This is a genomic window from Achromobacter sp. GD03932 (assembly GCF_029839485.1).
Lineage (GTDB): Bacteria > Pseudomonadota > Gammaproteobacteria > Burkholderiales > Burkholderiaceae_B > Achromobacter > Achromobacter bronchisepticus_A.
Genome location: NZ_JAOCAT010000005.1, coordinates 41671 through 64135, shown reverse-complemented (window position 1 = coordinate 64135; position 22465 = coordinate 41671). Strand labels below are relative to the sequence as shown.

Genomic DNA, 22465 nt, shown 5'->3' with positions numbered 1-22465 from the left:
TCCTTTCAATGGCCCGCAAGCATGTCGGCAGCGCCGTCCTTGTCGTGGACAGCAAACTTGTCCACCATCGTGGCGCTGGCCTCGTTCAGGCCGATCACCTCCACTTCAGTACCTTCGCGCCGGAACTTGATGACCACCTTGTCCAGCGCACTGACGGCAGTGATGTCCCAGAAGTGGGCACGGCTGACGTCGATGCATACCTTGTCGATGACCTCTTTGTAATCGAAGGTGTTGACGAAACGCTCGGCCGACGCGAAGAACACCTGGCCGGTGATGGTGTAGGTGCGCATGCGGCCTTCGTCCTCCGTGCGCGAGGACGCATGGAAGATCCGCCCCACCTTGTGGGCGAAGAAGAAGCCAGACAGCAGCACGCCGACCAGCACGCCCTTAGCCAGGTCGTGGGTGCCCACCGTCATGGCGACAGTGGCCAGCATCACCACACTGGAACTCTTGGGGTGCTCTCGCAGATTTCGGATCGAGGCCCAGTTGAAGGTGCCGATGGACACCATGATCATCACCGCGACCAGCGCGGCCATCGGGATGCGTGCCACCCAGTCGCCGATGAACACCACCATCAGCAGCAGGAACACACCGGCGGCGAGCGTGGACAACCGACCCCGGCCGCCCGATTTCACGTTGATGACCGACTGGCCGATCATGGCGCAGCCTGCCATGCCGCCGAGAAAGCCAGTCGCGATGTTCGCCACGCCCTGGCCCACGCATTCGCGGTTCTTGTTGCTGTTCGTATCGGTCAGGTCATCGACGATGGAGGCCGTCATCATGGATTCCAGCAGGCCCACCACTGCCAGGGTGGCCGACACCGGGAAAATGATCTTGAGCGTCTCCAGGTTCAGCGGCACATCGGGCAGCAGGAACACCGGCAGGCTGTCAGGCAACTGGCCCATGTCGCCCACGGTGCGGATGTCTAGGCCAAGGAAGATCGCCACGGCGGTCAGCACCACGATGGCTACCAATGGGGACGGCACGGCCTTGGTGATGTAGGGAAACAGGTAGATGATGCCCAAGCCCGCCGCCGTCATGGCATAGACATGCCATGTCACATTGGTCAGTTCGGGCAACTGGGCCATGAAAATCAGGATGGCCAGCGCATTGACGAAGCCGGTGATGACCGAGCGCGAGACGAAGCGCATCAGCGCACCGAGCTTGAGCCAGCCCGCGACGATCTGGAGCACGCCGGTCAGCACGGTGGCGGCCAGCAAGTATTGCAGGCCGTGCTCCTTGACCAGAGTGACCATGAGCAGAGCCATGGCGCCCGTGGCGGCTGAGATCATGCCGGGCCGCCCGCCGGCAAAGGCGATGATCGTGGCGATGCTGAAGGAGGCGTAGAGGCCGACCTTGGGATCGACGCCCGCGATGATGGAAAAAGCGATGGCTTCGGGAATCAATGCCAGCGCGACGACGATGCCTGCAAGCAGATCGTTGCGGACGTTGGACAGCCAGTCCTGGCGAAAGGATTTGATCATTGTTCTATTCCGAGAGAAGACTCAGCCACGGGCTGGAACGGACACAGGCGCGAAAGCGTCTTTCCGAACCCGGAATAGAAAGCCACCCCTACGCAAAAAAGGGGGCGGCAAGACGCAGTCAAACGGACGCGCAGCCTCGTGCGAGCAAGAAAGAAATGGGAGAGAAGCTGGCTCGCAGCGAGAATGAGACTTACACCGGCAAAAACTCCAATTGACTGCGGATGAATGCAAAGTCGGTGATTTTAAAGCATTTCGCCTGATGAAGGCAAAAACGGGCTTGGCTTCCATCCTTGCTTCGTGCCGTGCACGATCATCACGCGGCTTTTGTGGTGCGCCGATACATCGCGCCCCAAGCCAACCCCAGCAAGGCTGCCAGCAACGACCCTGCCAGCACGCCCAACTTGGCCGCGCCCAGCAGGGTTTCATTGTCGAACGCGAGCATGGCAATGAAGATCGACATCGTGAAGCCCACGCCCGCAAGCAGGCCAATGAGGACGATACCGCCCCACGACACGCCGGGTGGTAGCCGGCACCAGCCCAAGCGGACCATCAGCCAGCTCACGCCGACCACGCCCAACGGCTTGCCCAGCAGCAGTGCCAGGCCGACGCCGGCCATCACCCACTGCGGGCCTGCGGCGGACAGGTCAATGTCGTCCATGCTCACACCTGCGTTGGCTAGCGCGAACAGCGGCATAATTCCAAACGCCACCCAAGGGTGCAGCGCCGTTTGTACGCGCACCACAGGGGGCAGCAGCTCGCGCTGGGCCAGCCGCAATTGCTTGAGCGGCATGGCAAGGTGGTGCGTATCGTTGGCGTCATCGTGGTTGCGCAGCTTCTGCGCCGCGTACGCCACCATGTCCAGCGGGTGTTCACGCGTGGGCCGCGAAAGCACCGGCGTGAGCATACCGAGAACGACACCTGCCAATGTTGGATGCGCCCCGGTCATCAACAGGCCGGTCCAGACGATGGCGCCAGGCAGCACGTAGGCGAAGGCCGAGCCGACGCCCATGCGCTGAAATCCCAGCACCACGAGGATGCCCATCGCGGCGACGAGAAATCCCGACAGGTCCAGGCCGCCCGAATAGAACAGCGCGATGATGTCGTCGATGATCGCCAGCGCCAGTAGAAAGACGCGCACGTTGCCCGGAATGCTCCGGCCCAGCAGGGCGAGCACGCCCACGGCGAAGGCGATGTCGGTGGCCGTGGGCACGGCCCAACCCTGCAAGCGAGATGGGTCGGTATTCAAGGCCACATAGATCAGCGCGGGCACGGCCACGCCGCCCAGCGCCGCCATGATAGGCAGGCTGGCCTGGCGCAGATTGCTCAAGGCGCCTTCATGGATTTCGCGGCGGATTTCCATGCCCACGACCAGGAAGAAAATGGTCATCAGGCCGTCGTTGATCACGAAGTGCAGCGACTGGGAGACAGTGAGGCTGCCGATGCCAAGTGACACCGGCAGATGCCAGAGCGCGTGATAGCCGGGCGCAAACGGAGAATTGGCCCAGATCAGTGCCACGGCGGCGGCTATCAAGAGCACGATGCCGCTAGCGGCTTCTATGTGCAGGAAACGTTCGAGGGTGGCGAAAGCGCGCTCGGCCAGAAGTTGGGCGCGCGGTAGATCCTGCCGCGTGGTGTGGCGATTCATGGTCGTCAAAACTCCGCGTGGCGGCCCGACCGACGCATGAACCTGTCCCGCTGCGACATGCAACTAACACCCAACTGCCATTTTACAGGGTTGTAGCTAGAAGATCAGCGAGCGTGAAGTGATGCTCATCGAACTCGTTCCCCGGGCAAGAAACATGGCCGTCCATGCTGCCGTTTGCGCTTGTTGCGAACCCGAATCGCCTCCATCAACCCCACAAGCCAGCAGGCTGGACAACCCCGCATGAAGTAGATGGCCAAGCCGAACAGCCCCATTGCCGGCCAGAAGTGAGGGGTTAGCACGATGCCACCTGCCATAGATGCCACGGCCAAAACACCGCGAACCAACTGCGCTGTCACGGAAGTGCTGCAATACATGATGCGCTCCTGTCACCAGAGAACGGTGCGATGGGAATAACTGGGGGATGGCGAGGTTGCCCGCCCTAGACGAGCGTTCTGCCCCTTCCCGCCAATAAGAGGGGCGCGGCCGCCAAAACGGTTCGCGGCAGGCTCAAAAAGTCGGGCTTCGTGAAAACGCGGACGGGTGGAGTAGCGCCGCCGTGCAGATATTTCCGTTCGGTTGCGAACCGCTTTAACGACTCCCAGCCTCTAAATGAACAGCCACCGTTCTTCGCGGCCAAGTTCGCCCCTGCGCGCCGTCGCCTTGGGCGGTTCTCCCCCTTCTTCAAGGACTACGCCTATGAAATTCCGCATGACCGCCGCCTTTCTCGCACTCTCCGCGCTCGCCAGCATCGCCAGCGCCGGCGAGATCAAACCATTCAGTCAGACCGAGTTCGACCGGCTGACACAAGCCGATCAGCCCGTGGTGGTGGACGTGAGCGCGACGTGGTGCCCGACTTGCAAGGCGCAGAAGCCGATCTTGGAAAAGCTGATGAAGCAGCCCGCCTATAAGGACGTGACCGTGCTGACCGTAGACTTTGACAGCGAAAAGAGCATCGTCCGGGCCTTCAAGGTCAGCATGCAAAGCACGCTGGTGGGCTTCAAGGGCGCCCAGGAAGTGGCCCGCTCCGTGGGTGATACCACCGAGGCCGGCATCGAGAGCCTGATTCAGAAGACCACGCGCTGATGACTCTCGGACTTGGTTCTTACGGCCTCGGCTTGCTCGCCGGGGTGCTCTCCACGCTATCGCCCTGCGTCCTGCCCATCGTGCCGGTCCTGATTGGCTCGGCAGTCAACGCCCACCGGCACGCACCGCTGGCCCTGGCGGGCGGCCTTGCGTTGTCCTATGCCATTGTCGGCACGGCGCTGGCCTGGGCAGGTGCCTCGCTCGGCATCGATACAACGATCTTCCGGGGCGTGGGCGCGGTCGTCCTGGGAATGTTAGGAGTGGTGCTCATGTCCAGCGCTCTCCAGCAGCGGTTTGCGTCGCTGACGGCAGGCATCGGCAATGCTGGGAACAACTTGCTTGCGCGTGTCCAACTGGACGGTCTGACGGGGCAGTTCGTGGTGGGCCTGGTGCTCGGACTGGTTTGGAGTCCCTGCGTGGGGCCGACGCTCGGCGCGGCCATCGTCCTCGCTAGCCAAGGCACGAACCTGGCACAAGCGGGCTCGATGATGGCGGTATTCGGCGTTGGGGCAGCATTGCCTCTGGTAGTACTGGCCTATGTGTCGCGTAGCGCCATCGGCCGCACGCGATCCAAGCTCCTGCAGGCCGGCAAGGCGGGGAAAGTCCTGTTGGGCGCGATCATGGTTGCCCTGGCCATTCTGATCCTGACGGGTGCCGACAAGCCGATGGAAGCATGGCTTGTCGAACATTCACCGGCCTGGCTCACGCAACTGACGACGAGGTTCTGAGCGATGCCCCGGCCGAAGTTAACTTTCGTTTCGACCGGGTGACGCCGTGGGAAGCGTCTTGGACAGCATCGCGCGCCGCTGTGGGGAAGGACTGAGCCGCTACCTCAGCCGGCCCCACCACGTGCATAGCGTAGCGCCGCCGACCGATCCATGCCTTCTCATGGCCTGTCTGCGGCCAGGCGACGTGCTGCTGGTCGAAGGGCAGAGCCGGTTCAGCGTCGCCATCAAGTACCTGACGCAATCCACGTGGTCACACGCGGCGCTGTTTGTCGGCTCGGCCGGCAGGCCACTCGACGCCGAAGGGCGGCCTCGCTGCTTTCTCGAAGCCGATCTACGCGAAGGAGTGCGCCTGGTCAGCGTGGCCGAGTTCGCCGATTTGCACACCCGGGTCTGTCGGCCAGTGGGCTTGACCGCTGCCGAGATCGACACCCTGATCGGCTCGGCGGTGGCCCGGCTGGGCCATCAGTACGACTTGAAGAACGTGATTGACTTGGCCCGATACCTGCTGCCCACGCCGCCCGTGCCCGTGCGCTGGCGCCGCCGCATGCTCGCCCTGGGCAGCGGCGACCCGACCCGTGCCATCTGCTCGACGCTGATCGCCCAAGCCTTTGAAACGATCCGCTATCCCGTGCTTCCGCCCATTGACGCCGCGCCATCCGCGGAACCTCAGTGCCCCGGCTGCGTAGCGGAAATCCTCCATGTGCGGCACCACAGCCTGTTCGCTCCGCGTGACTTCGATGTTTCGCCCAATTTCGCCATCATCAAACCCACCCTGGAAGCCGGACTACTTCCACTTAGGAGCAACCCATGAACGCCAAGCTAACACTGCCACTTATTAACGAAGAAACCGCCCCGAGAAGGGCCGCGAATTCCTGAGCAACACGCGCAATAAGCAGGGGTTCATTCCCAGCATATACGGGGAAATGGCCCACGCCCCTGGTGCACTCTCGACCTACCTGCACGGGATGGACTGGTTCCGCAAGGAATCGGGCTTCACGCCGGCCGAGCAAGAAGTCGTGTTGCTGGTCATCAGCCGGATCAACGACTGCCACTACTGCGTGGCCGCTCACAGCATGATCGCCGAGAAGGTATCGAAGGTGCCGCCGCAGGCGCTCCAGGCGATCCGTGAGGGCACGGCGATTGATGACCCGAAGTTGCGCGCCCTGGCTGACTTCGTCAAAGAAATGGTGGAATCGCGGGGCAATCCGTCCCAGGCCAGTTTGCAGAGCTTCACCGGCGCAGGCTACAGCGAGCCGCAGGCGTTGCAAGTGGTGCTCGCTATCGCCATCAAGACGCTCTCGAACTACACCAACCACCTGTTCGACACCCCTATGGAACTAGCCTTTGCGTCCTACGCTCTGCCGGCGGTGACGAAATGAATACAGTGCACACTTTGGAGTCAACCATTACTTGCCCGAAATGCGGTTTCAAAAAAACGGAAGTCATGCCTGTTGATTCGTGCCAGTTCTTCTACGAGTGCCCGGTGTGCCATGAATTGTTAAAACCGAAGCCGGGCGACTGCTGCGTGTTCTGCTCTTACGGCACCAGCAGGTGTCCATCCAAGCAGGAAGGTGTTGCCGGAGGATGTTGTGAGTAGAAGACATGAGATTGTTAGGCGTCCGGTGGTCGCCGCCGCCGTAGGGATTCTTTGGCGAGTCGCTGACCGCACTCTACATGGGCGTGATCGCGTGGATCGCGGTAGCCATGCATGTTGACTACATTCTTTTTCCCGGACTGGGCGCTCTGGCCCATGACGTCATCAAGCGACCGCACGGCACCTGGGCCAAAGCGCCGGGGATGCTCGTTCTCACACCGCTTCTCACCGGATTGGGCATCCTGATCTTGCGACTATTCGATCTGCATGTGCCACCGGCGCTCGCCGTGGGCCTGCTGCCGTTCGTTGTTCCAGTGGTCGACTGCCGATTCGCTGTCGCTGTGGGCATTGGCACCTTGTCTCTGAACATGCTGTTCCTAGTATGGCGCAGGCTGAGAAAACACGTCTCCCACCGTCTTAACGGCGAGGCCGAGCCGGTCGAGTACGTTCATTTATGGATGGCTGCGTTATGCCACCCAACGCCTTCGACATGTTTTCCGCGACGGGGCCGCAGTTGTCGGCGCCGTGGCGCGACGCGAGATACTTCGGATCGTTGTAGGCCAGCCAGACTTGCCCGGCCGCGTCCTGCCAGGCCAGCGCCTTCAGGGGTAGGTCGATACCGGCAGTCTGCGCGCATTCCATCAAGGGGGTGCCGCCCTGGGGATTGCCGAACACCAGAAGTTCGGTCGGCCGCAAATCCTTGCCGACCTTCTTGGCACCCTGCGCGTGATCGAGGCGCAAGAAGACGTTGATGCCCCGAGACTTGGCGGCAGTCTCGAAGCGGTCGATGGTCTCCTTGACGCTGTAAGGGCTTTGTACCGCGATCAGCCCATCGGCGGCTCCCGCCGCCGAAGCAAAACAACATGCCATCACGAGGGATGTGGCGCGCAATGCAAGCATGCAGAACTCCTTGTCAGGCCGAAGCCTGTTGGCGCTTCAAGAGTCCGCGAATCCAATGGTCGAGCGATAGTTGTCCCGGCCCGATGGCGATCAAGGCAATCGCCATCGTCGCCCAAGGCAGATGAAAGTTCGCCCACCCGTCCGGCACGATGAGTTGGATCACCGCCGTCATGCCGAGCAAGCCCAGGGCACTCAAGCGCGTACCAAGTCCGAAAATCAGCAGGATCGGAAAGATGATCTCGGCCGATCCACTGGCGAAGGCGAGCACGTCAGGCGCAGGCAGGTCATAGACCTTCCCCAGGATGTGCAGCTTGAATTCCTCTTCAAACAGAAAGCTCGCCGTCGGCGCCAGCGACAGGAAGCCGTCCCATTTGGTGAGGCCCGACTTGAAGAAGGGCAAGGCCAGTGCTACGCGAAGGAACAGCGGCGCCGCCATGCCGGCGATCTTTGTTAGCCAGTGCAATGCGCAGTTCGCCGCGCCAAGTATTCCGGGCCAACCCTTCGGCACTTGGAAGTTACTCATGATCGTTCTCCCTGGCTTCCAACTCGAAGCCGACAAAAGCGCCCATCTGGATCAATTCCCGCAAGTTCTCCGACAGGTCGAAACCGCCGTCGGTGGCGAGGGCTGTTTCCATCGCCTGCGATAGCGTCAGGCCCTGGCCGAGCGCGACCACGAAGTCATGACTCGCGGGGAGCACCTGGCGCACATCCACCTCGGCGTCGGGGCGCAGCGCCATCGTGTCCTGCGCTTCGGAGAGATCAACGGGTGCCGGCGTGCCATCGGGGGCGTTCATCCGCCAGATCGTGAAGGCTGGGAATGGCGAGCGCACCAGGCGCACGGAAGGGTGAAGCCGAAACCGCAGCATGGGTGCTTGGTCTGGCGATACGCTGGCGAGCGCGCTGGGTGCCAACGGCTCTGCTTCGCGCTCGTGGTAAGCCTCGGTCGCGGCGCGCTCGATGCGGGCCACGTCGGCGAGATAAGGCAAGGATTCCGCCGGGGGAAAGGACGCGATGAAGTCCGGGAACTCGGCTCCATAGTGCAGCAGCACCGGCGAGCCGGGCGGCATGGCGGCCGCGAAGACGCGAGCCATCGCCGCGAAGTATTCGTCGCCCACCAGCTTGACGACGCAGGGAAAGCCCGCGCGCAGCGCGTCCGTCAGGCCAACGAACACATTGTTCCGATAGACGGCAAAGCGCCGTGCGCTCGGCTCGCTGTCGGGGCCGACCAGCCCCTCGGGCACCGCGCGTTCCGGGTCGAGCAGCGCCGAGGCAAATTCCTCCAGGCGTTCAGCCAAGCGTGCCATGACGTCGCTCCTGTACGTTGGACATGCCCATCAGCACATCGGCCATCACGGCTTCCGCTTGCAGTTCGGGCCATGCGGGAATGTTGGAATCCCACTCGATCAGCGTAGGGACTGACCCGATGCGTTGGATGACCTGCCTAAAGAGGTTCCACACCCGCTCATCCACTCTTTGGTCGTGTGAGTCGATCAACAAGGGGCGTCCCTTCTCGTCCGTCTGGCGGGAGTGGCCGGCCAGGTGGACTTGCTGCACATGGTCAAGGGGGAAGTCGTTGATATAGGTGCGCGCGTCCCATTGCTGATTCGTGCTCGCCACATGGACGTTGTTCACATCCAGCAGCAGACCGCATCCGGTTCTGCGGGCGATCTCACGGATGAAATCCGTCTCGCGCCAGGTGCTCTCCTTGAACCAGATATAGGTCGCGGGGTTCTCCAGCAGCATTTGCCGGCTCAGGGCCGTTTGCACCTCGTCAATGTGCTGGCAGATGCGGTTCAGCGTCTCGTCGGTGTAGGGCACCGGCAACAGATCATCGAGGTAGCTGGTGCCGTGCGAAGACCATGCAAGGTGCTCCGACACCAGGCCGGGTTCGTACCGCTCGACCAGCGCCTTTAGGCGTTGCAAATGCGCCTGGTCGAGCGGTCTGTCGGCCCCGATGGACAGGCCCACGCCGTGCAACGACAGGGGATAGTGTTCGCGGATGGCGGTCAGGTAGCGATGGGGCGGACCACCGGCGCCCATGTAGTTTTCCGCATGGACTTCAAAGAAGCCCATATCCGGCCACGATTCGATGATCGTGTGGTAGTGATCGGGCTTGAGGCTGACACCCGCTCGCGCAGGGATTTCCCGCTCGGCGGCGTGCCCGGTTTGGTGAATGCCCATGTTGGTCCTCGTTATCGCAAGCTGATGGGCGGGGCGACAGGCCACCGCCCACCAAGGTGAACGCTGGCGTCAGGACTTGGCGGTGAGGCTGCCGTGACCGTTGGGCGTCGAGATCGTGGTGCAGGTGCCCTTGGCGACCAGCTTCCAGGCGTTGCCCTGGTAGTCGGTGGTGCTGGTGCCCGCGCAACTCGTGCCGGCGCCAGCGAAGCAGTCGTTCTGCCCCTTGAGGGCGACGCCGTAGCACTTGTCGAACTTGCCGGTCTTCATCATCTCCATGCTCTTGGCTTGGTTCTCCTGCATCTTCTTCTGCATGTCGGCCTGGCTCATGCCCTGAGAAAAAGCGGGAGCAGCGAAGGCGGCGACAAACGCCGTAGCAACAGCGGCGGACAACATACGGTTTGACATTGCAATCTCCTGAAAGGAAAGAAGCAGCCGGGTGAGCTGCGGGTAATAGGCCAGCAACTGCCAGCCTTATTTACTAGGAGGTGCCCGTCACGCAAAACGGTTCGCGGGCAGCGAAAAAAAGTTCTCGATCGCTGGTCGCCCCATCGCTTGGCAAGCGAGCGCGAGATTCGCCGTCAAGCGCAGGCGAAGGCTGGTTGTGGTTAGATAGCCCGAGGAAGGCGATCAGTACCAATTCGATAAGGCATACCGCCATGCCAGTGGAATCGCACGCAGAGGGCAACGCATGTCGCATGTGCTCTGGGCTTCTGCGGCTTATCAATGCGGACTCTTCCCACGCGGGAGTAGCCTAAAACCCTTTACTTCATCGGGGCGCGGTGACCGGAGGATGGCTCTGAACCAAGCATGTATTCGCGCACCAGTTCACGAGCGCGGTGCAGACGACTCTTGACCGCCCCAGGTTGCTCACCCAACTTGGCGGCGATCTCGGCAATGGTCAACTCCTCGAAGTCGCGCAGAAGTACCACTTCGAGGTAGTGGGCAGGCAACGACTCCAGAGCATGGGCAAGGTCGATTCTCAATTCATCGTCGGGGCGATGAAGCAGCAGCTCCTCTGCTACTTCATCAGGCAGTGGCTCGTGCTTGAACATCATTCGCGCGAGCTTGCGGCATTCGTGCTTGATGATCGTGAACAGCCACGATGAAAAGGCCGCCGCCGCTTTTAGCCCGCTGACCTTGCGAGAAATGATGAGTAGCGATTCTTGAACGGCATCATCAACGTCGCTCGCATGGCAGTGCTTGTACGCATAGCGGCGCGCATCAGCTTGGCACACCGCCAGCAAACGGGAAAGGGCGGCCGCGTCTCCAGTCTGTGCCGCCATGATTAAATTGTTTCGGTCGTTAAAAGAGGCACGCATGCTGATCTCCTGTTCCGGCTCAATGATCAGTTAATCAGTGAGCCTTTATTCCGCCCGTCGTTATGCCGCTCCCATTTTTGGGCTTGCGGCTTCGATTCCTGATCTTCTGATATACACCCGTCGCAAGCAAAGCGGGAGCTGCTATCACGCAAACCGGGCAGACAAACCTGCTAAAACGCTGGTGGCTGTCACATAGCCGCCCAGCCCGACATACAGCGTACTGTTATCCGGCGCCATCTCGCTTTCGGTTGTGACCTCCGTTTCCTTCATCATGTTCGTATCCTCACTGCGGTAGCTGCTGCTCATCAAGGCGTAACAGCCCTGGTAGCACTCGAATTGGCTTGCAGGCGACCATAGGTGTAACCCAGCACCGCACCCCAAATGAGGTGCATCATCAGGGTCATCACCGGCGCCATCATGCCGAGCTTCATCCCGAACAGACCCGCGCCGACCATCGGCATCGGCAGGATCATCATCAGCAGCCAAGCCAGCACGGAGAGGGATATGCCTTTGAGAAACGCATTTCCACCGGGGAGAAGGCCATACAGCAGCTTGAACAGAATGCCCCACAGGACGGTACCGATCATGAAGTGCGCCACCCATCCGACCATCGGGGAGGCCGGCATACCCATGTTTGCGTGTGCCATGTCCGTGAGCATGGCGACGGGATTCAACTCGGGCATCAATCCCATTGCCACCTTCATCAGCAACAGCAGCGACAGCACCACAGTGGCGGCAAACCCAGCGACCATCGAACGAATGTAACAAGACATGGTTTCAAGCTCCTCAAGGCTGGGGATCGCTGATCCCGGAATTGATGGAGGCCCTACGGCGCCCCACTTGTCCTATAGAGGCGCCGAACTGGGAAAACGATTCGGTCGATTCGCTAAATTGTTGGGCCGAGAGTCGTCTTCTCCATCTGCGGCCATCTTCCCGCCGCTCATCGCTGCAGCGTGTCACGCCGTCCAGCGACGCGATGATCGGCAAGCTGGCCTGGCGCAGATTACTCAAGGCACCTTCATGGATTTCGCGGCGGATTTCCATGCTCACGACTAGGAAGAAGATAGTCATCAGGCCGTCGTTGATCACGAAGTGCAGCGACTGGGAGACAGTGAGGCTGCCGATGCCAAGTGACACCGGCAGATGCCAGAGCGCGTGATAGCCGGGGGCAATCGGAGAATTGGCCCAGATCAGCGCCACGCCAGCGGCTATCAACAGCACGATGCTTGGCGGCTTCGATATGCAGGAAGCGTTCGAGGGTGGCGAAGGCGCGTTCGGCCAGAAGCTAGGCACGCGGTAGATCCTGCCGCGTGGTATGGCGATTCATGGTCGTGATAACTCCGCGTGGCGGCCCGACCGATGTATAAACCTGTCAGCCGCGAGATGTAACAAAATGATGATCAGAAGGCCGTGGCCAGTAAATTCGATTCGTCGGATGTGGATTTGTGCCGGTGTGCGACACCTATGCGCCCAGCCACTGCTCAATCATGTTGCGTGGTGGCACGCCGCCGGCATGCACGACTTTCCCATTGATCACAACGCCTGGCGTGCTCATCACGCCGTAAGACATGATCTCACGTAGGTCCTCAACCTTGCTTACTTCGGCTTGCAGGCCTTTGTCTTGGGTAACCTGAATGATCAGTGCGATGGTGGCCTTGCAATTGGCACAGCCTGTGCCGAGCACTTTGATATCCATGATTTTCTCCTTTGATAAAAACTGGCGTTTTGATTGAGTATTGAAATTCACAATATAAGTAGCTACATCGCATTGAGTAGCCACCCAACCAGGGTGAAGACCACCCATAGATAGAGAATAAAGGTCGCTTGCAGTTTGATGGTCATGATCTGACGCAGCATCATGAATTCAGGAATGCTGGCAGCCACAGAACTCATGCAGAAAGCCAGTGTGGTGCCGATAGGCAGGCCTTTCAGAAGCAGGCTCTCCATGATCGGGATAATGCCAGTGACGTTGGAATATAAGGGTATGCCCACCAATACCGCTGAAGGCACAGTCCACCATTGGCCGGTGCCTAGGGAAACTCTGATTTTGCTCTGCGGTCGAACCTTCAACCCATCAGGAACGACACTGTGACCCGACCCAAACAGATGACGCTTGCCACGGAATCGGACGCCGGCTTCGAACGCCATCGCAAGGCGACTCGCCGTGATGTGTTTCTGGCCGAAATGGACAAGGTGGTGCCGTGGGATCGGTTGTGCGCGGTGGTGGAACCGCACTATCCGAAGACGCCCGAACGCGGCGGTCGTCAACCGATTGGGTTGGAACGGATGCTGCGGATTCACCTGCTGCAGCAGTGGTACGCACTGTCGGATCCGGCGGCCGAAGAGGCGCTGTACGACTCGCAAGCCATGCGCCGATTTGTCGGCATCGACCTGGGGCGCGAAGGCGCACCCGACGAGACCACCATTTGCAAGTTTCGGCACCTGCTGGAAAAGCATCAGCTGGCACAGCCGCTGTTTGACGTGATCACGACGTACCTGGGCGAACACGGAATGAAGCTCTCCGAAGGCACGATCGTGGACGCGACGATCATTCATGCGGCACCGTCGACGAAGAACAAGGATCACAAGCGCGACCCGGACATGCACCAAACCCGCAAGGGCAACCAGTGGTACTTCGGCATGAAGGCGCACATCGGCGTCGATGAACGAACCGGATTGGTGCACACCGTAACCACCACGGCAGCCAACGTCGGCGATGTCACCGAAATCGCCAACTTGCTGCACGGCAGGGAAAAAGCGGTCTACGGTGACTCCGGCTATCGCGGTGCCGCCAAGCGCGTGAAACCCAAACGCGGCCGACATTTCTACATCGCCGAGCAGCGCAGCAAGGTCAAAGCCATCGCCGATGCCAAGTTGCGAGAGATCACCGAGCGCATCGAGCATCTGAAAGCATCGATACGTGCCGCGGTCGAACACCCCTTTCGGGTAGTCAAGCGACAGTTCGGTCACACCAAGGCTCGTTACCGCGGCTTGGCCAAGAATCATGGGCAAATGGTCACGCTGTTTGCCTTGGCCAACCTGTGGATGGCCAGAAAGCAACTGCTTGCCGCAGGATAGGTGTGCCTGCAGCACGCGAAAAGGCGTGCTGCAGGCACAAATCAAGGCATAAATGGCCGTTTGGATGGCCATTTGAGACTCATTCTATTTGAAGCTGGGTTCAAATACATGATTTCCGTGAATCTCGGCTTTTGATCAGACCTTCCCTAGGTTGTCAGCAAACCAGTTGTCAGGCACAAAACCATGCAATGCGGCACCGATACCGACGCCAATGACGACCCACTTCCAGACTTTCTTGAAAATGGAGATCATTTCCGCATAAGCAAAATCATGCCGTTGTCGTACCGAGAGTTTTTCAGCCTTGCCCATGCCGTTGGTGTGCTGCATGGCATTCGGCGATTTTCCCATAGCATCGATCACAAATGGTTGCAACCAGCGCTCCGCTTTTAGACTGTCCATCAAGAACCCGCCCAGGATGCCTGCCCCCATGCCAACTGCCAGATAAATGAGCGTGAATTTCCAGCCAAGCAACCCCCACAGCAACACAACCGCAATTTCGTTAATGAGCGGGGAGGTGATCAAAAACGACATGGTAATGCCAATGGGGATGCGAGCCGTGGTGAACCCCAAAAACAGCGGGATGCTGGAGCAGGAACAAAAAGGCGTTGCTGCGCCGAATGATGCCCCTAAAAGATAGCCAAGTCCGCGCCGCTTACCGACGAGATAATCTCGCACCCGCTCTGTATTCATGGAAGCGCGAAGCCAGGCGATGACGTAAATCAGCATCGTCAAAAGCAAAAGAATCTTCACTGTGTCATAAATGAAGAACTCCAGCGAAGCGCCTGCGTGCGAATCAGCAGAAACCCCAAGCAAATCAAATGCGATCCAGTTTGAGGCAGGGAGGATGTAGGAATAAGCCGCCCACCAAAGTGCTGCCAGAGCCGCGATGCTGAAAAAATACCTGCGATTCCACGATTTTGAATCAGGGCTTGGGGCTGCTGCAACAGGTCTTGGCTGGCTGCAGCAGCCCCCTTGGGCGTTAGGCGGGACAGTCATGTTCTTGCTCTCTCTATGTTTATCTGGCCATGCCGCACGATGCGACACGCTCATTGAGGAGACGAACAAGAACGCAAAAGGATTCAGCTCAGCGTGCGTGGCACATGACAGCAAACCCGCCCTGTCTCATCAAAGCCCACTTGGCAGCGCTCAACAAGACTGTCACGCAGTCGCTTTCTGGCCCTGAGGATGCGAGACTTGGCGGCAGCCAGTGTGAGTCTGTAGTCTTGAGCGTATGAACGCACAGTTTTTCCCTGAAGATCGCAGCTCTGGATGATGGAACGATCTTCTGCCGCCAGTTCCGACAAGATGCGCTCAATGCAAATATCTAATTCATCGATGGGCGCGCGCTCGCTTCCCAGCTCGGCCTCCAGATGTTCGGGCAGCTCTTCAAACGGTTTGTTTAAGCTTACCGAATCAATCAATGCGTTGCGCGCCACCTCGAACAACCAGGCACGCGGATTGGTCAGCTCACAAAAGCGCAGCCCCTGACGCATCGACTTCAGGAAGACCTCCTGCAGTAGGTCTTCCGCCATATCCCGGTCGTCCGCACGGTGAATCAGAAAAGCACGCAGCTCTTTTTCGTGTGCTCGCCATGCACGCGAGACACAATCAAAACCTGTGTTATTGAGAGACAGGGTTGGTGTGATTTTTCTCGTACTCATGATGCTTTGACATTACTCTTTGCCAGAAATGAACACCGCTCCCAGGCGCGTTGCCTTGTAGTTTGTCTTTTGCGGCGCCTTGAGCTGTACTCATGAGTCTCTGAGACGAATCAGATCGCAGCCTGTTTAACTCGAATGCTCAATGCCTCGGCACATTCCCTGCGTTCACTGTAGCGATCCACCAGGTACGGCGCCGCGTCGCGCGTGAGCAGCGTGAACTTCATCAGTTCTTCCATCACGTCCACGATGCGGTCGTAGTAGGCCGAAGGCTTCATGCGACCAGCGTCGTCGAACTCCTGATACGCCTTGGCGACCGAGGACTGATTGGGGATAGTCAGCATGCGCATCCAGCGGCCCAGCACGCGCATCTGGTTGACCGCGTTGAACGACTGTGAGCCGCCCGATACCTGCATCACCGCCAGCGTCTTGCCCTGGGTCGGGCGCACCGCGCCGACCGACAGCGGAATCCAGTCGATCTGGGTTTTCATGAGACCGGTCATCGCGCCGTGGCGCTCGGGCGAGCACCAAACCATCGCTTCGGCCCATTGCGTCAGCGCATGCAACTCCTGCACCTTCGGGTGATCGCTAGGCGCATCGTCCACCAGCGGCAGGCCAGATGGATTGAACATGCGTGTCTCGCCACCGAGCGCACGCAGGATGCGTGCGGCCTCTTCGGTGGCGAAACGGCTGTACGAGCGCTCCCGCAGCGAGCCATAGAGCAGAAGAAAGCGCGGCGCGTGGCCTGCACGTTCGGGCGCCAGCAATCGCGCCGCGTCCGGTGGCTGAAATAGCGCTGCGTCGATATTGGGGAGGTCAAGGCGCGCTTCAGACACGGCGACCTTCCGCATTGATGACTGGCTCGCCGTCTTCCTTGTTGAATGCGCCGCGCTGCGGCTGCGGCAGAATGTCCAGCACGGTTTCCGAAGGGCGGCACAGCTTCGTGCCCAGCGGTGTGACCACGATGGGCCGGTTCATCAGGATGGGATGTTGCCCGATGAAATCGAGCAACTGGTCATCCGTCCATTTCGGATCGGCCAGGCCCAACTCTGCATAGGGCGTGCCTTTTTCGCGCAGCACGTCGCGCACGCTCAAGCCGGCATCGGCCAGCAGCTTGACCAGCGTTGCGTGTGAAGGCGGCGTCTTGAGGTATTCGATGACCGTCGGCTCTTCGCCACTGTTGCGGATCAGGCCCAGCGTGTTGCGCGATGTGCCGCAGGCGGGGTTGTGATAGATGGTAATTTGGCTCATACCCTTGCTTCGATTCAGAGATTCGTGGGGTTGGTGGAATACATGCTGGCTCCAGTGAACCGCCACCGGCGGCCCAGCCGCAAGGCAACATGCACTAACAGGATGAGCACCGGCACCTCTACCAGCGGCCCGATCACAGTGGTGAAGGCGACGGGTGAGGCCAGGCCGAATGCTGCGATGGCCACGGCAATGGCCAGCTCGAAGTTGTTGCCCGCGGCGGTGAAAGCGATGGCGGTGGTGCGCGGATAGTCGGCCTGGATCAGCCGGCCCATGAAGAAGCTGATGAGAAACTGGATCACGAAGTAGAGCGTCAGCGGCACGGCGATCTTCAGCGCGTCCAGCGGCAAGCGCACCACGTCGGCGCCCTTGAGGCTGAACATCGCCACGATGGTGAACAGCAGCGCCACCAGGGTGATGGGGCTGATCCGGGGCAGGAAGGTGTGCTCGTACCAGTCCTGTCCCTTGCGCCGGATCAGTGTGCGCCGGGTCAGGAAGCCGGCCAGGAACGGGATGCCCAGGTAGATCAGCACCGCTTCGGTGATCGTCCAGAAGCCCACGTCGATGACACTGCCTTGTAAGCCGAATACAGGCGGTAGCACCGACAGGAAGAACCAGGCGTAGGTCGAGAAGAACAGGATCTGGAAAATCGAGTTGAAGGCGACCAACCCCGCGACGTACTGGTTGTCGCCACGCGCTAACTGGTTCCACACCAGCACCATAGCGATGCAGCGTGCCAGCCCGATCAGGATCAGGCCGGTCATGTATTCCGGCTGGTCACGCAGGAAGATCACCGCCAGCACGAACATCAGCACCGGCCCGATGATCCAGTTCTGCACCAGAGACAGCAGGAGCACGCGCCTGTCGGCGAAGACTTCATGCAGCGTCTCGTAGCGCACCTTGGCCAGCGGCGGGTACATCATCAGGATCAGACCGATGGCGATAGGGACGTTGGTCGTACCGACCGAGAGTGCATTGAGCGCATCGGGCAAACCGTCGAACAGCGTGCCCAGGGCAACGCCCAGTGCCATTGCAGCGAAAATCCAGACGGTGAGGTAGCGATCCAGGAAGGACAGGCGAGCGGGAGGATTCGGCAGCGAATGTCCGCTTTGAGAATTACCTTGATTCATGACATTTTCCAGTTTGCCAAAGCCCGTAGGCGCTCTACCCCTACCGGCTCCTCGGTCAGAAGAGGCACTACGGCATAGCGTTGAGCGTGCCGCGTGGCCACAGCGTCGATTTCCCGCAATTCGTTGCGTGCGCGCTGGCGCAGCAGCGGAGAATGCGGGTGCGCGGCCGCAACGCTGTTGTTGACGACCCAGGCCCACGGTTCTATGCCCGCGCGGCGCAGGTCGTCTTGCAGATTGGCCGCTTCCAGCACGGGTGTGGTTTCGGCCAGGGTGACGATGAGTACCTTGGTCTGCTTCGGGTCTTGCAACTGCATCATCGGCGTCGTGAAGTGAACGTCCGTCTCGCCCATCTGCCGGACGATGTCGCGGTGGTAGGCGCCGGTGGCATCCAGCAGCAACAAGGTATGGCCGGTCGGGGCCGTATCCATGACCACGAACTTCCGTCCCCCTTCGCGGATGGCGCGGGAGAACGCCTGGAACACCGCGATCTCCTCGGTGCACGGTGAACGCAGATCTTCTTCCAGCAGCGCCCGGCCTTCCGCATCGAGCGCTGCGCCCTTGGTGTCCATCACATGCTGGCGGTAGCGCGCAGTGGCCTCCTGGGGGTCGATGCGGCTGAGTGCCAGGCTGGGCAGCGAACCTTCCAGCGTATCGGCCAGATGCGCAGCCGGGTCAGAGGTGGTCAGCTGCACGGGCAGCCCCCGGCCCGCCAATTCCACCGCGATGGCGGCGGCCAGCGTGGTCTTGCCCACGCCGCCTTTGCCCATCACCATGATCAGTCCGTGCCCATCAGCGGCGATCTCATCGACCAGCGCAGACAAGTCCGGCGCATTGATCTGCTCGGGCAGTTCGATGGCATCGGCACTATGCGTAGCGTCGGTATCAACCAGCAGGTGGCGCAGGGCTTCGAGGCCGACGAGGTTGAACGGCTTGAGCGCGATCTGATCCCGAGGCAACGCCTGGAGTGCCGACGGAATGGCGGCCAGCGTAGCCCGCTCTCTTTCATGGATGGCAGCGGCAAGCGTATCGTTCTTGGCCTCGCTGGCAGGGAATACGCCGTTGATGACCAGATGTTGCTGCGACAGGCCAATTGCGGCCAGTTCTTCATGGGTGCGTGCCGCCTCGCGCAGCGTGGTGCGCTGCGCGCGAGCAACCAGCACCAGACGGGTGCGTAAGGGGTTGGCCAACGCTTCTACTGCTGCCTTGTATTGGCTGCGCTGCTTTTCCAGTCCCGCCAGCGGCCCCAGGCACGACGCATCGCCTTTGCCTGCTTCCAGAAAGCCGCTCCATGCGCCCGGCAGTTGCAGCAGGCGGATGGTGTGCCCGGTAGGAGCCGTGTCGAAGATGACATGTTCGTAGTCCTGCGTTAACGCCGTATCGGTCAGCAAGGCCGTGAACTCGTCGAAGGCGGCAATTTCCGTGGTGCAGGCACCCGACAGGGATTCTTCGATGCCATCCACGACCGTATCGGGCAACACGCCTCGCACCGGGCCGACAATGCGGTCACGGTACGCTTGTGCGGCCGCCTGCGGGTCGATTTCCAGTGCCCACAGGTTCGGCACGGCGGCAATCGCCGTGATGCGGTTGCCGATGCGCTCACCGAAAACCTGCCCCACGTTGGACGCTGGGTCGGTGCTGACGAGCAGCACGCGCTTGCCCTGGGCTGCCAGTTGCACGGCCGCTGCACAGGCGATGGAGGTCTTGCCGACGCCCCCCTTGCCGGTAAAGAAAAGAAAACGGGGTGGCTGGGTCAGAAAGTGCATGGAATCTCCTTGTTCAGCAGCAGCGGCCACCAGAGCAACAAGTGTCTTTTGCTGAAGAGGCTTCGAGCGACTCGATGCCAGCCCAGCGGGTCAATTCGCTTCGGCTGGGGTAGCGGCCGGCCAAGGCCACCTCTCCATCAACCAGAATCAAGGGCAGCGACTCTTGGCCTGAGCGTTCCAAAAAGCCCTTCACGGTTGGGTTTTCGGCGAAAGCAAGGGGTTGTTGAGCTAGGTTGAAGCGTTCGACCTGGGCGCCGTTTTGCTTGGCCCAATCCACATCGGCAGCGAAATTCACCAAGTTTTGATCTACTTCAACGCCACATACGGGCACCTCTAAAAACCGCCGTTTTCAGCAGCGTGCCGACTGAGGCAGACCGAGCATTTCAGTTCTGCCCATTTTTTAAGCAAATATGGCATGTTCCAGGGCGTTTTCCGCCCCATTTCTCACGCATTGATCCCCTGCAGGCGCACCTCGCTCTTTGATGGCCCGCCCTTGTAGAACGCATCCACCCCATCTTCGAGGAACCTGGCCAGGCGCTTGAGGTTGTAGCAGGCCGCCATCATGGTCATGGCCACCGCAGCGCGCACCTGGCCGATGGTGCGAATGAGCTTGCCGCCCATGTGGCGCATTTGGGCAAAGGGGTGCTCCACTCGGGCACGGATCCTGGCAATGCGCGTGTTGCGCTTCTTCTGGCATGCGCTCAGGGGCTTGCTCTTCTGGGCCTTGCGCTGGATATGCTCCCGCCAGCCCAGCACCTGGAGCATTTCGCTGCGCCGTGCGCTCGGGTAGCCCTTGTCGGCATAGACATCCCGGCTGGTGTTGTGCTCGTCGAGCACCTCATCGAAGTGCCTGCTGTCGTGCTCGCTGGCCGTGCCGGTGGCGATCTTGCGGATGAACTTGTGCTTGACGTCTACATTGATGCTCAGCTTGTAGCCGTGGTAACTCTTGCCGTGTTTCATGGTATGGGTGGCGTCCAGGTCTTTTTGCCGGCGCTTGGCATCGCTCCAGTCCTCGGGGGTCTTGACCTGGGCCAACTGCTCTTTCTCATCCTTGGTGAAGTGCTGGATGGGCGCGGGCACCAGGGTGGCGTCGATGATCTGCCCGCAGCGTGCAATGAACCCGTGGCCCAGCAACTGGCCATCGACCGCCTGGAACAAGGCCGTCACACCATCGGCGCCCAGGCGCTGCTGGTAATGCCAGACGGTATTGCGGTCGGGGATGGTGGCGCTGTCCTCCAGCAAGCAAAAGCGCTGGTAGCTCATGCGGTCGAGTAGTTGGTATTCCACCTGCTCGTCGCTCAGTTGGTTCAGGTACTTCAAGACCAGGATGCGCACCATGACGGATGTGGGGTACGGCGGGCGTCCGCCCTTGCGTCCGTCTCCCCGGGGCAGCAGGTCATCGATGACCTGCGTGAGGTGGTCAAAGTCAATGTGCCGGGCAATGAGCTGCAGCGGATCGCCCAGCGCTTCGATCTTGCGCTTGCGCGCGGCATCGGCAAACAGGTCGAACTTGACGGCGCTGCGGTCGGGAGGTGTGCTCATCGGAGGATTGTCTAACTGTTTGGGCGGTAGGTCAGGGTAGGACGGGGGTTTTTAGAGGTGCCCATACGCCGGTGCTGCAACACAGCGCCGGGTCGAAAATCTGGATGTTTGGCATGGGGTGTCCTTTCAAATCTGGTTGTTAACGAAGCAACGCTCTTTACTCTTGGCCGATGTTTCGCAACTCGCGTTGCAGCGACATCGCGTCCAGGCGTTGCAGTGGCAGCGACAGAAACAACTCGATGCGGCGGCGCAAGGTCAGCGCGGCATCCTTGAATGCCTTGAGTTGTTGTTCTTCGCTGCCTTCGATGGCTGCGGGATCGGGCACGCCCCAGTGCGCCGATACCGGCTTCCCTGGCCAAAACGGGCATGCCTCGCCGGCGGCGTTGTCGCAGACGGTGAAGATGAAGTCGAACACTGGTGCCCCTGGCGCCACGAATTCGTCCCAGCTTTTGCTGCGGTAGCCGGTCGTCGGCATATGCAGCCGCTCCAGCGTGGCAAGTGCCAGCGGATGCACTTCACCCTTGGGCTGGCTGCCGGCTGAGTAGGCTCGGAAGCGCCCCTTGCCCAACTCGTTGAGGATACCTTCGGCGAGGATGGAGCGTGCGGAGTTACCCGTGCAGATGAACAGTGCGTTGTATGTGGTGTCGGTCATGGCATCAGCAGTCACAGTGGGGGGGATTGGTGACTTCGCACACGTTGCCCTGGCAGCAGTGCTCGGTCAGATAGCTGAGTAGCCCGTTCATATGGGCGAAGTCGGCGCGGTAGATCAGGTTGCGGCCCTTTTGCTCGATCGTGACTAGACCCGCGTGGGCCAACTCTTTCAGGTGGAAGGACAAGGTGTTACGGGCGACGTCGAGCTGGTCGGCCAAGACGCTGGGGGTTTGCCCTTCGGGGCCGGCAACGACCAAGGCACGAAATACGCGCAGTCGTTGCGTGTGAGCCAGAGCACTCAGGGCAGAGACAGTTTGATCTTCGTTCATTGTTCGATAATACAACATTTATTGAATTGTTTGGCAAGAGTCAGTGCGAAACCGCATAGCGTCCCGGCGTGCCGCCGTCGGGTTCGCGGGCTACGGCCCCGCGCTTCGTGCCGAATTGCGGCCATCCGGCTT

General features: G+C 60.5%; 28 protein-coding genes and 1 pseudogene. 6 read left to right on the top strand and 23 right to left on the bottom strand.

What is annotated here, in order from left to right; all coding sequences use genetic code 11:
* Positions 1 to 5 precede the first annotated feature (5 nt).
* Both N5C88_RS06395 and nhaA read right to left on the bottom strand, forming a co-directional pair.
* Entirely contained in the window at positions 6 to 1484 is a 1479-nt protein-coding gene (locus N5C88_RS06395) for a SulP family inorganic anion transporter (protein ID WP_022580561.1), read from the bottom strand.
* 313 nt (positions 1485 to 1797) lie between these two features.
* Positions 1798 to 3129: a Na+/H+ antiporter NhaA gene (gene nhaA / locus N5C88_RS06390; RefSeq protein WP_280014985.1), complete on the bottom strand. Its 1332-nt coding sequence runs from the start codon at positions 3127 to 3129 to the stop codon at positions 1798 to 1800.
* A 696-nt stretch (positions 3130 to 3825) separates the two neighbouring features.
* Here nhaA and N5C88_RS06385 point away from each other — a divergent pair.
* The 5 genes from N5C88_RS06385 to N5C88_RS06365 all read left to right on the top strand — a co-directional run bounded on the left by N5C88_RS06385 (position 3826) and on the right by N5C88_RS06365 (position 6537).
* Positions 3826 to 4212: a thioredoxin family protein gene (locus tag N5C88_RS06385; protein ID WP_022580559.1), complete on the top strand. Its 387-nt coding sequence runs from the start codon at positions 3826 to 3828 to the stop codon at positions 4210 to 4212.
* Entirely contained in the window at positions 4212 to 4940 is a 729-nt protein-coding gene (locus N5C88_RS06380; RefSeq protein ID WP_023912021.1) for a cytochrome c biogenesis CcdA family protein, read from the top strand. The genes N5C88_RS06385 and N5C88_RS06380 overlap by 1 nt, the downstream gene beginning before the upstream one ends.
* Positions 4941 to 4986: 46 nt before the next feature.
* Positions 4987 to 5751 (top strand): YiiX/YebB-like N1pC/P60 family cysteine hydrolase, encoded by a 765-nt coding sequence (locus tag N5C88_RS06375; RefSeq protein WP_049928066.1) that lies wholly within the window; start codon positions 4987 to 4989, stop codon positions 5749 to 5751.
* A gap of 112 nt (positions 5752 to 5863) precedes the next feature.
* Positions 5864 to 6319: a carboxymuconolactone decarboxylase family protein gene (locus N5C88_RS06370; protein WP_022580370.1), complete on the top strand. Its 456-nt coding sequence runs from the start codon at positions 5864 to 5866 to the stop codon at positions 6317 to 6319.
* Entirely contained in the window at positions 6316 to 6537 is a 222-nt protein-coding gene (locus N5C88_RS06365; protein WP_071557723.1) for a GDCCVxC domain-containing (seleno)protein, read from the top strand. Before N5C88_RS06370 ends, N5C88_RS06365 begins: the two co-directional genes overlap by 4 nt.
* A 414-nt stretch (positions 6538 to 6951) precedes the next feature.
* Here the strand turns inward: N5C88_RS06365 and N5C88_RS06360 are convergent, their stop codons facing one another.
* From N5C88_RS06360 to N5C88_RS06310, 11 genes and pseudogenes are all read right to left on the bottom strand, one after another.
* Positions 6952 to 7434, bottom strand: a complete 483-nt coding sequence (locus N5C88_RS06360) for a DUF302 domain-containing protein (protein ID WP_280014984.1) — start codon at positions 7432 to 7434, stop codon at positions 6952 to 6954.
* Positions 7435 to 7447: 13 nt separating this feature from the next.
* Positions 7448 to 7957, bottom strand: a complete 510-nt coding sequence (locus N5C88_RS06355) for a DoxX family protein (RefSeq protein WP_022580372.1) — start codon at positions 7955 to 7957, stop codon at positions 7448 to 7450.
* Complete coding sequence (locus N5C88_RS06350; RefSeq protein ID WP_023912023.1) at positions 7950 to 8738, bottom strand: DNA-binding domain-containing protein; 789 nt, start codon at positions 8736 to 8738, stop codon at positions 7950 to 7952. Before N5C88_RS06350 ends, N5C88_RS06355 begins: the two co-directional genes overlap by 8 nt.
* Positions 8722 to 9615, bottom strand: a complete 894-nt coding sequence (locus N5C88_RS06345) for a DUF692 domain-containing protein (protein ID WP_022580375.1) — start codon at positions 9613 to 9615, stop codon at positions 8722 to 8724. The genes N5C88_RS06350 and N5C88_RS06345 overlap by 17 nt, the downstream gene beginning before the upstream one ends.
* A 69-nt stretch (positions 9616 to 9684) precedes the next feature.
* Complete coding sequence (locus tag N5C88_RS06340; RefSeq protein ID WP_223865769.1) at positions 9685 to 9915, bottom strand: DUF2282 domain-containing protein; 231 nt, start codon at positions 9913 to 9915, stop codon at positions 9685 to 9687.
* A gap of 461 nt (positions 9916 to 10376) precedes the next feature.
* Positions 10377 to 10934 carry an RNA polymerase sigma factor gene (locus N5C88_RS06335; RefSeq protein WP_022580377.1) on the bottom strand — a complete coding sequence of 186 codons (558 nt, stop codon included), beginning with the start codon at positions 10932 to 10934 and terminating at the stop codon, positions 10377 to 10379.
* 144 nt (positions 10935 to 11078) lie between these two features.
* Positions 11079 to 11207, bottom strand: coding sequence for a hypothetical protein (locus N5C88_RS06330; protein ID WP_022580378.1), 129 nt, complete (start codon positions 11205 to 11207; stop codon positions 11079 to 11081).
* Between the two features lie 32 nt (positions 11208 to 11239).
* Entirely contained in the window at positions 11240 to 11707 is a 468-nt protein-coding gene (locus tag N5C88_RS06325; protein ID WP_022580379.1) for a DUF6789 family protein, read from the bottom strand.
* A 184-nt stretch (positions 11708 to 11891) separates the two neighbouring features.
* Positions 11892 to 12216, bottom strand: a pseudogene (locus N5C88_RS06320) (Na+/H+ antiporter NhaA); the annotation flags it as partial.
* A gap of 180 nt (positions 12217 to 12396) precedes the next feature.
* Positions 12397 to 12630 carry a thioredoxin family protein gene (locus N5C88_RS06315; protein ID WP_022580381.1) on the bottom strand — a complete coding sequence of 78 codons (234 nt, stop codon included), beginning with the start codon at positions 12628 to 12630 and terminating at the stop codon, positions 12397 to 12399.
* A 62-nt stretch (positions 12631 to 12692) separates the two neighbouring features.
* Positions 12693 to 13082: a permease gene (locus N5C88_RS06310; protein ID WP_071557724.1), complete on the bottom strand. Its 390-nt coding sequence runs from the start codon at positions 13080 to 13082 to the stop codon at positions 12693 to 12695.
* Here N5C88_RS06310 and N5C88_RS06305 point away from each other — a divergent pair.
* Entirely contained in the window at positions 13041 to 14012 is a 972-nt protein-coding gene (locus tag N5C88_RS06305; RefSeq protein ID WP_022580383.1) for an IS5 family transposase, read from the top strand. The genes N5C88_RS06310 and N5C88_RS06305 overlap by 42 nt on opposite strands.
* Before the next feature lie 135 nt (positions 14013 to 14147).
* On the opposite strand, the gene N5C88_RS06300 is transcribed toward N5C88_RS06305, so the two are convergent.
* The 10 genes from N5C88_RS06300 to N5C88_RS06255 all read right to left on the bottom strand — a co-directional run bounded on the left by N5C88_RS06300 (position 14148) and on the right by N5C88_RS06255 (position 22351).
* Positions 14148 to 15008, bottom strand: a complete 861-nt coding sequence (locus tag N5C88_RS06300; RefSeq protein WP_023912026.1) for a permease — start codon at positions 15006 to 15008, stop codon at positions 14148 to 14150.
* A gap of 83 nt (positions 15009 to 15091) precedes the next feature.
* On the bottom strand, positions 15092 to 15673 hold the full coding sequence (locus N5C88_RS06295) for a sigma-70 family RNA polymerase sigma factor (RefSeq protein WP_023912027.1): 582 nt from the start codon (positions 15671 to 15673) through the stop codon (positions 15092 to 15094).
* Between the two features lie 110 nt (positions 15674 to 15783).
* A complete protein-coding gene (gene arsH, locus N5C88_RS06290) occupies positions 15784 to 16506 on the bottom strand; it encodes an arsenical resistance protein ArsH (protein WP_031275831.1) in 723 nt (240 codons plus the stop codon).
* Positions 16499 to 16921, bottom strand: a complete 423-nt coding sequence (gene arsC, locus N5C88_RS06285; RefSeq protein WP_022580387.1) for an arsenate reductase (glutaredoxin) — start codon at positions 16919 to 16921, stop codon at positions 16499 to 16501. Before arsC ends, arsH begins: the two co-directional genes overlap by 8 nt.
* 14 nt (positions 16922 to 16935) lie before the next feature.
* Entirely contained in the window at positions 16936 to 18048 is a 1113-nt protein-coding gene (arsB, locus tag N5C88_RS06280; protein ID WP_023912029.1) for an ACR3 family arsenite efflux transporter, read from the bottom strand.
* Positions 18045 to 19811: an arsenical pump-driving ATPase gene (gene arsA, locus N5C88_RS06275; RefSeq protein WP_023912030.1), complete on the bottom strand. Its 1767-nt coding sequence runs from the start codon at positions 19809 to 19811 to the stop codon at positions 18045 to 18047. Before arsA ends, arsB begins: the two co-directional genes overlap by 4 nt.
* Before the next feature lie 13 nt (positions 19812 to 19824).
* Complete coding sequence (gene arsD / locus N5C88_RS06270) at positions 19825 to 20142, bottom strand: arsenite efflux transporter metallochaperone ArsD (protein ID WP_050597112.1); 318 nt, start codon at positions 20140 to 20142, stop codon at positions 19825 to 19827.
* Between the two features lie 113 nt (positions 20143 to 20255).
* The gene (locus tag N5C88_RS06265; protein ID WP_280014983.1) at positions 20256 to 21353 is read right to left on the bottom strand and encodes an IS5-like element ISPa100 family transposase; all 1098 of its coding nucleotides are present in this window, start codon (positions 21351 to 21353) and stop codon (positions 20256 to 20258) included.
* Between the two features lie 157 nt (positions 21354 to 21510).
* Positions 21511 to 22005 carry an arsenate reductase ArsC gene (locus N5C88_RS06260; protein ID WP_022580391.1) on the bottom strand — a complete coding sequence of 165 codons (495 nt, stop codon included), beginning with the start codon at positions 22003 to 22005 and terminating at the stop codon, positions 21511 to 21513.
* Between the two features lie 4 nt (positions 22006 to 22009).
* Positions 22010 to 22351 carry a helix-turn-helix domain-containing protein gene (locus N5C88_RS06255; protein ID WP_031275834.1) on the bottom strand — a complete coding sequence of 114 codons (342 nt, stop codon included), beginning with the start codon at positions 22349 to 22351 and terminating at the stop codon, positions 22010 to 22012.
* Between the last annotated feature and the right edge of the window lie 114 nt (positions 22352 to 22465).

Bases quoted from the DNA above. Each gene is read 5' to 3' on its own strand.
- N5C88_RS06395 (WP_022580561.1), bottom strand. From the start codon at position 1,484: ATGATCAAATCCTTTCGCCAGGACTGGCTGTCCAACGTCCGCAACGAT.
- nhaA (WP_280014985.1), bottom strand. From the start codon at position 3,129: ATGAATCGCCACACCACGCGGCAGGATCTACCGCGCGCCCAACTTCTG.
- N5C88_RS06385 (WP_022580559.1), top strand. From the start codon at position 3,826: ATGAAATTCCGCATGACCGCCGCCTTTCTCGCACTCTCCGCGCTCGCC.
- N5C88_RS06380 (WP_023912021.1), top strand. From the start codon at position 4,212: ATGACTCTCGGACTTGGTTCTTACGGCCTCGGCTTGCTCGCCGGGGTG.
- N5C88_RS06370 (WP_022580370.1), top strand. From the start codon at position 5,864: ATGGCCCACGCCCCTGGTGCACTCTCGACCTACCTGCACGGGATGGAC.
- N5C88_RS06365 (WP_071557723.1), top strand. From the start codon at position 6,316: ATGAATACAGTGCACACTTTGGAGTCAACCATTACTTGCCCGAAATGC.
- N5C88_RS06360 (WP_280014984.1), bottom strand. From the start codon at position 7,434: ATGCTTGCATTGCGCGCCACATCCCTCGTGATGGCATGTTGTTTTGCT.
- N5C88_RS06355 (WP_022580372.1), bottom strand. From the start codon at position 7,957: ATGAGTAACTTCCAAGTGCCGAAGGGTTGGCCCGGAATACTTGGCGCG.
- N5C88_RS06350 (WP_023912023.1), bottom strand. From the start codon at position 8,738: ATGGCACGCTTGGCTGAACGCCTGGAGGAATTTGCCTCGGCGCTGCTC.
- N5C88_RS06345 (WP_022580375.1), bottom strand. From the start codon at position 9,615: ATGGGCATTCACCAAACCGGGCACGCCGCCGAGCGGGAAATCCCTGCG.
- N5C88_RS06340 (WP_223865769.1), bottom strand. From the start codon at position 9,915: ATGCAGGAGAACCAAGCCAAGAGCATGGAGATGATGAAGACCGGCAAG.
- N5C88_RS06335 (WP_022580377.1), bottom strand. From the start codon at position 10,934: ATGCGTGCCTCTTTTAACGACCGAAACAATTTAATCATGGCGGCACAG.
- N5C88_RS06330 (WP_022580378.1), bottom strand. From the start codon at position 11,207: ATGATGAAGGAAACGGAGGTCACAACCGAAAGCGAGATGGCGCCGGAT.
- N5C88_RS06325 (WP_022580379.1), bottom strand. From the start codon at position 11,707: ATGTCTTGTTACATTCGTTCGATGGTCGCTGGGTTTGCCGCCACTGTG.
- N5C88_RS06315 (WP_022580381.1), bottom strand. From the start codon at position 12,630: ATGGATATCAAAGTGCTCGGCACAGGCTGTGCCAATTGCAAGGCCACC.
- N5C88_RS06305 (WP_022580383.1), top strand. From the start codon at position 13,041: ATGACGCTTGCCACGGAATCGGACGCCGGCTTCGAACGCCATCGCAAG.
- N5C88_RS06310 (WP_071557724.1), bottom strand. From the start codon at position 13,082: ATGGCGTTCGAAGCCGGCGTCCGATTCCGTGGCAAGCGTCATCTGTTT.
- N5C88_RS06300 (WP_023912026.1), bottom strand. From the start codon at position 15,008: ATGACTGTCCCGCCTAACGCCCAAGGGGGCTGCTGCAGCCAGCCAAGA.
- N5C88_RS06295 (WP_023912027.1), bottom strand. From the start codon at position 15,673: ATGAGTACGAGAAAAATCACACCAACCCTGTCTCTCAATAACACAGGT.
- arsC (WP_022580387.1), bottom strand. From the start codon at position 16,921: ATGAGCCAAATTACCATCTATCACAACCCCGCCTGCGGCACATCGCGC.
- arsB (WP_023912029.1), bottom strand. From the start codon at position 18,048: ATGAATCAAGGTAATTCTCAAAGCGGACATTCGCTGCCGAATCCTCCC.
- arsA (WP_023912030.1), bottom strand. From the start codon at position 19,811: ATGCACTTTCTGACCCAGCCACCCCGTTTTCTTTTCTTTACCGGCAAG.
- N5C88_RS06265 (WP_280014983.1), bottom strand. From the start codon at position 21,353: ATGAGCACACCTCCCGACCGCAGCGCCGTCAAGTTCGACCTGTTTGCC.
- N5C88_RS06260 (WP_022580391.1), bottom strand. From the start codon at position 22,005: ATGACCGACACCACATACAACGCACTGTTCATCTGCACGGGTAACTCC.
- N5C88_RS06255 (WP_031275834.1), bottom strand. From the start codon at position 22,351: ATGTTGTATTATCGAACAATGAACGAAGATCAAACTGTCTCTGCCCTG.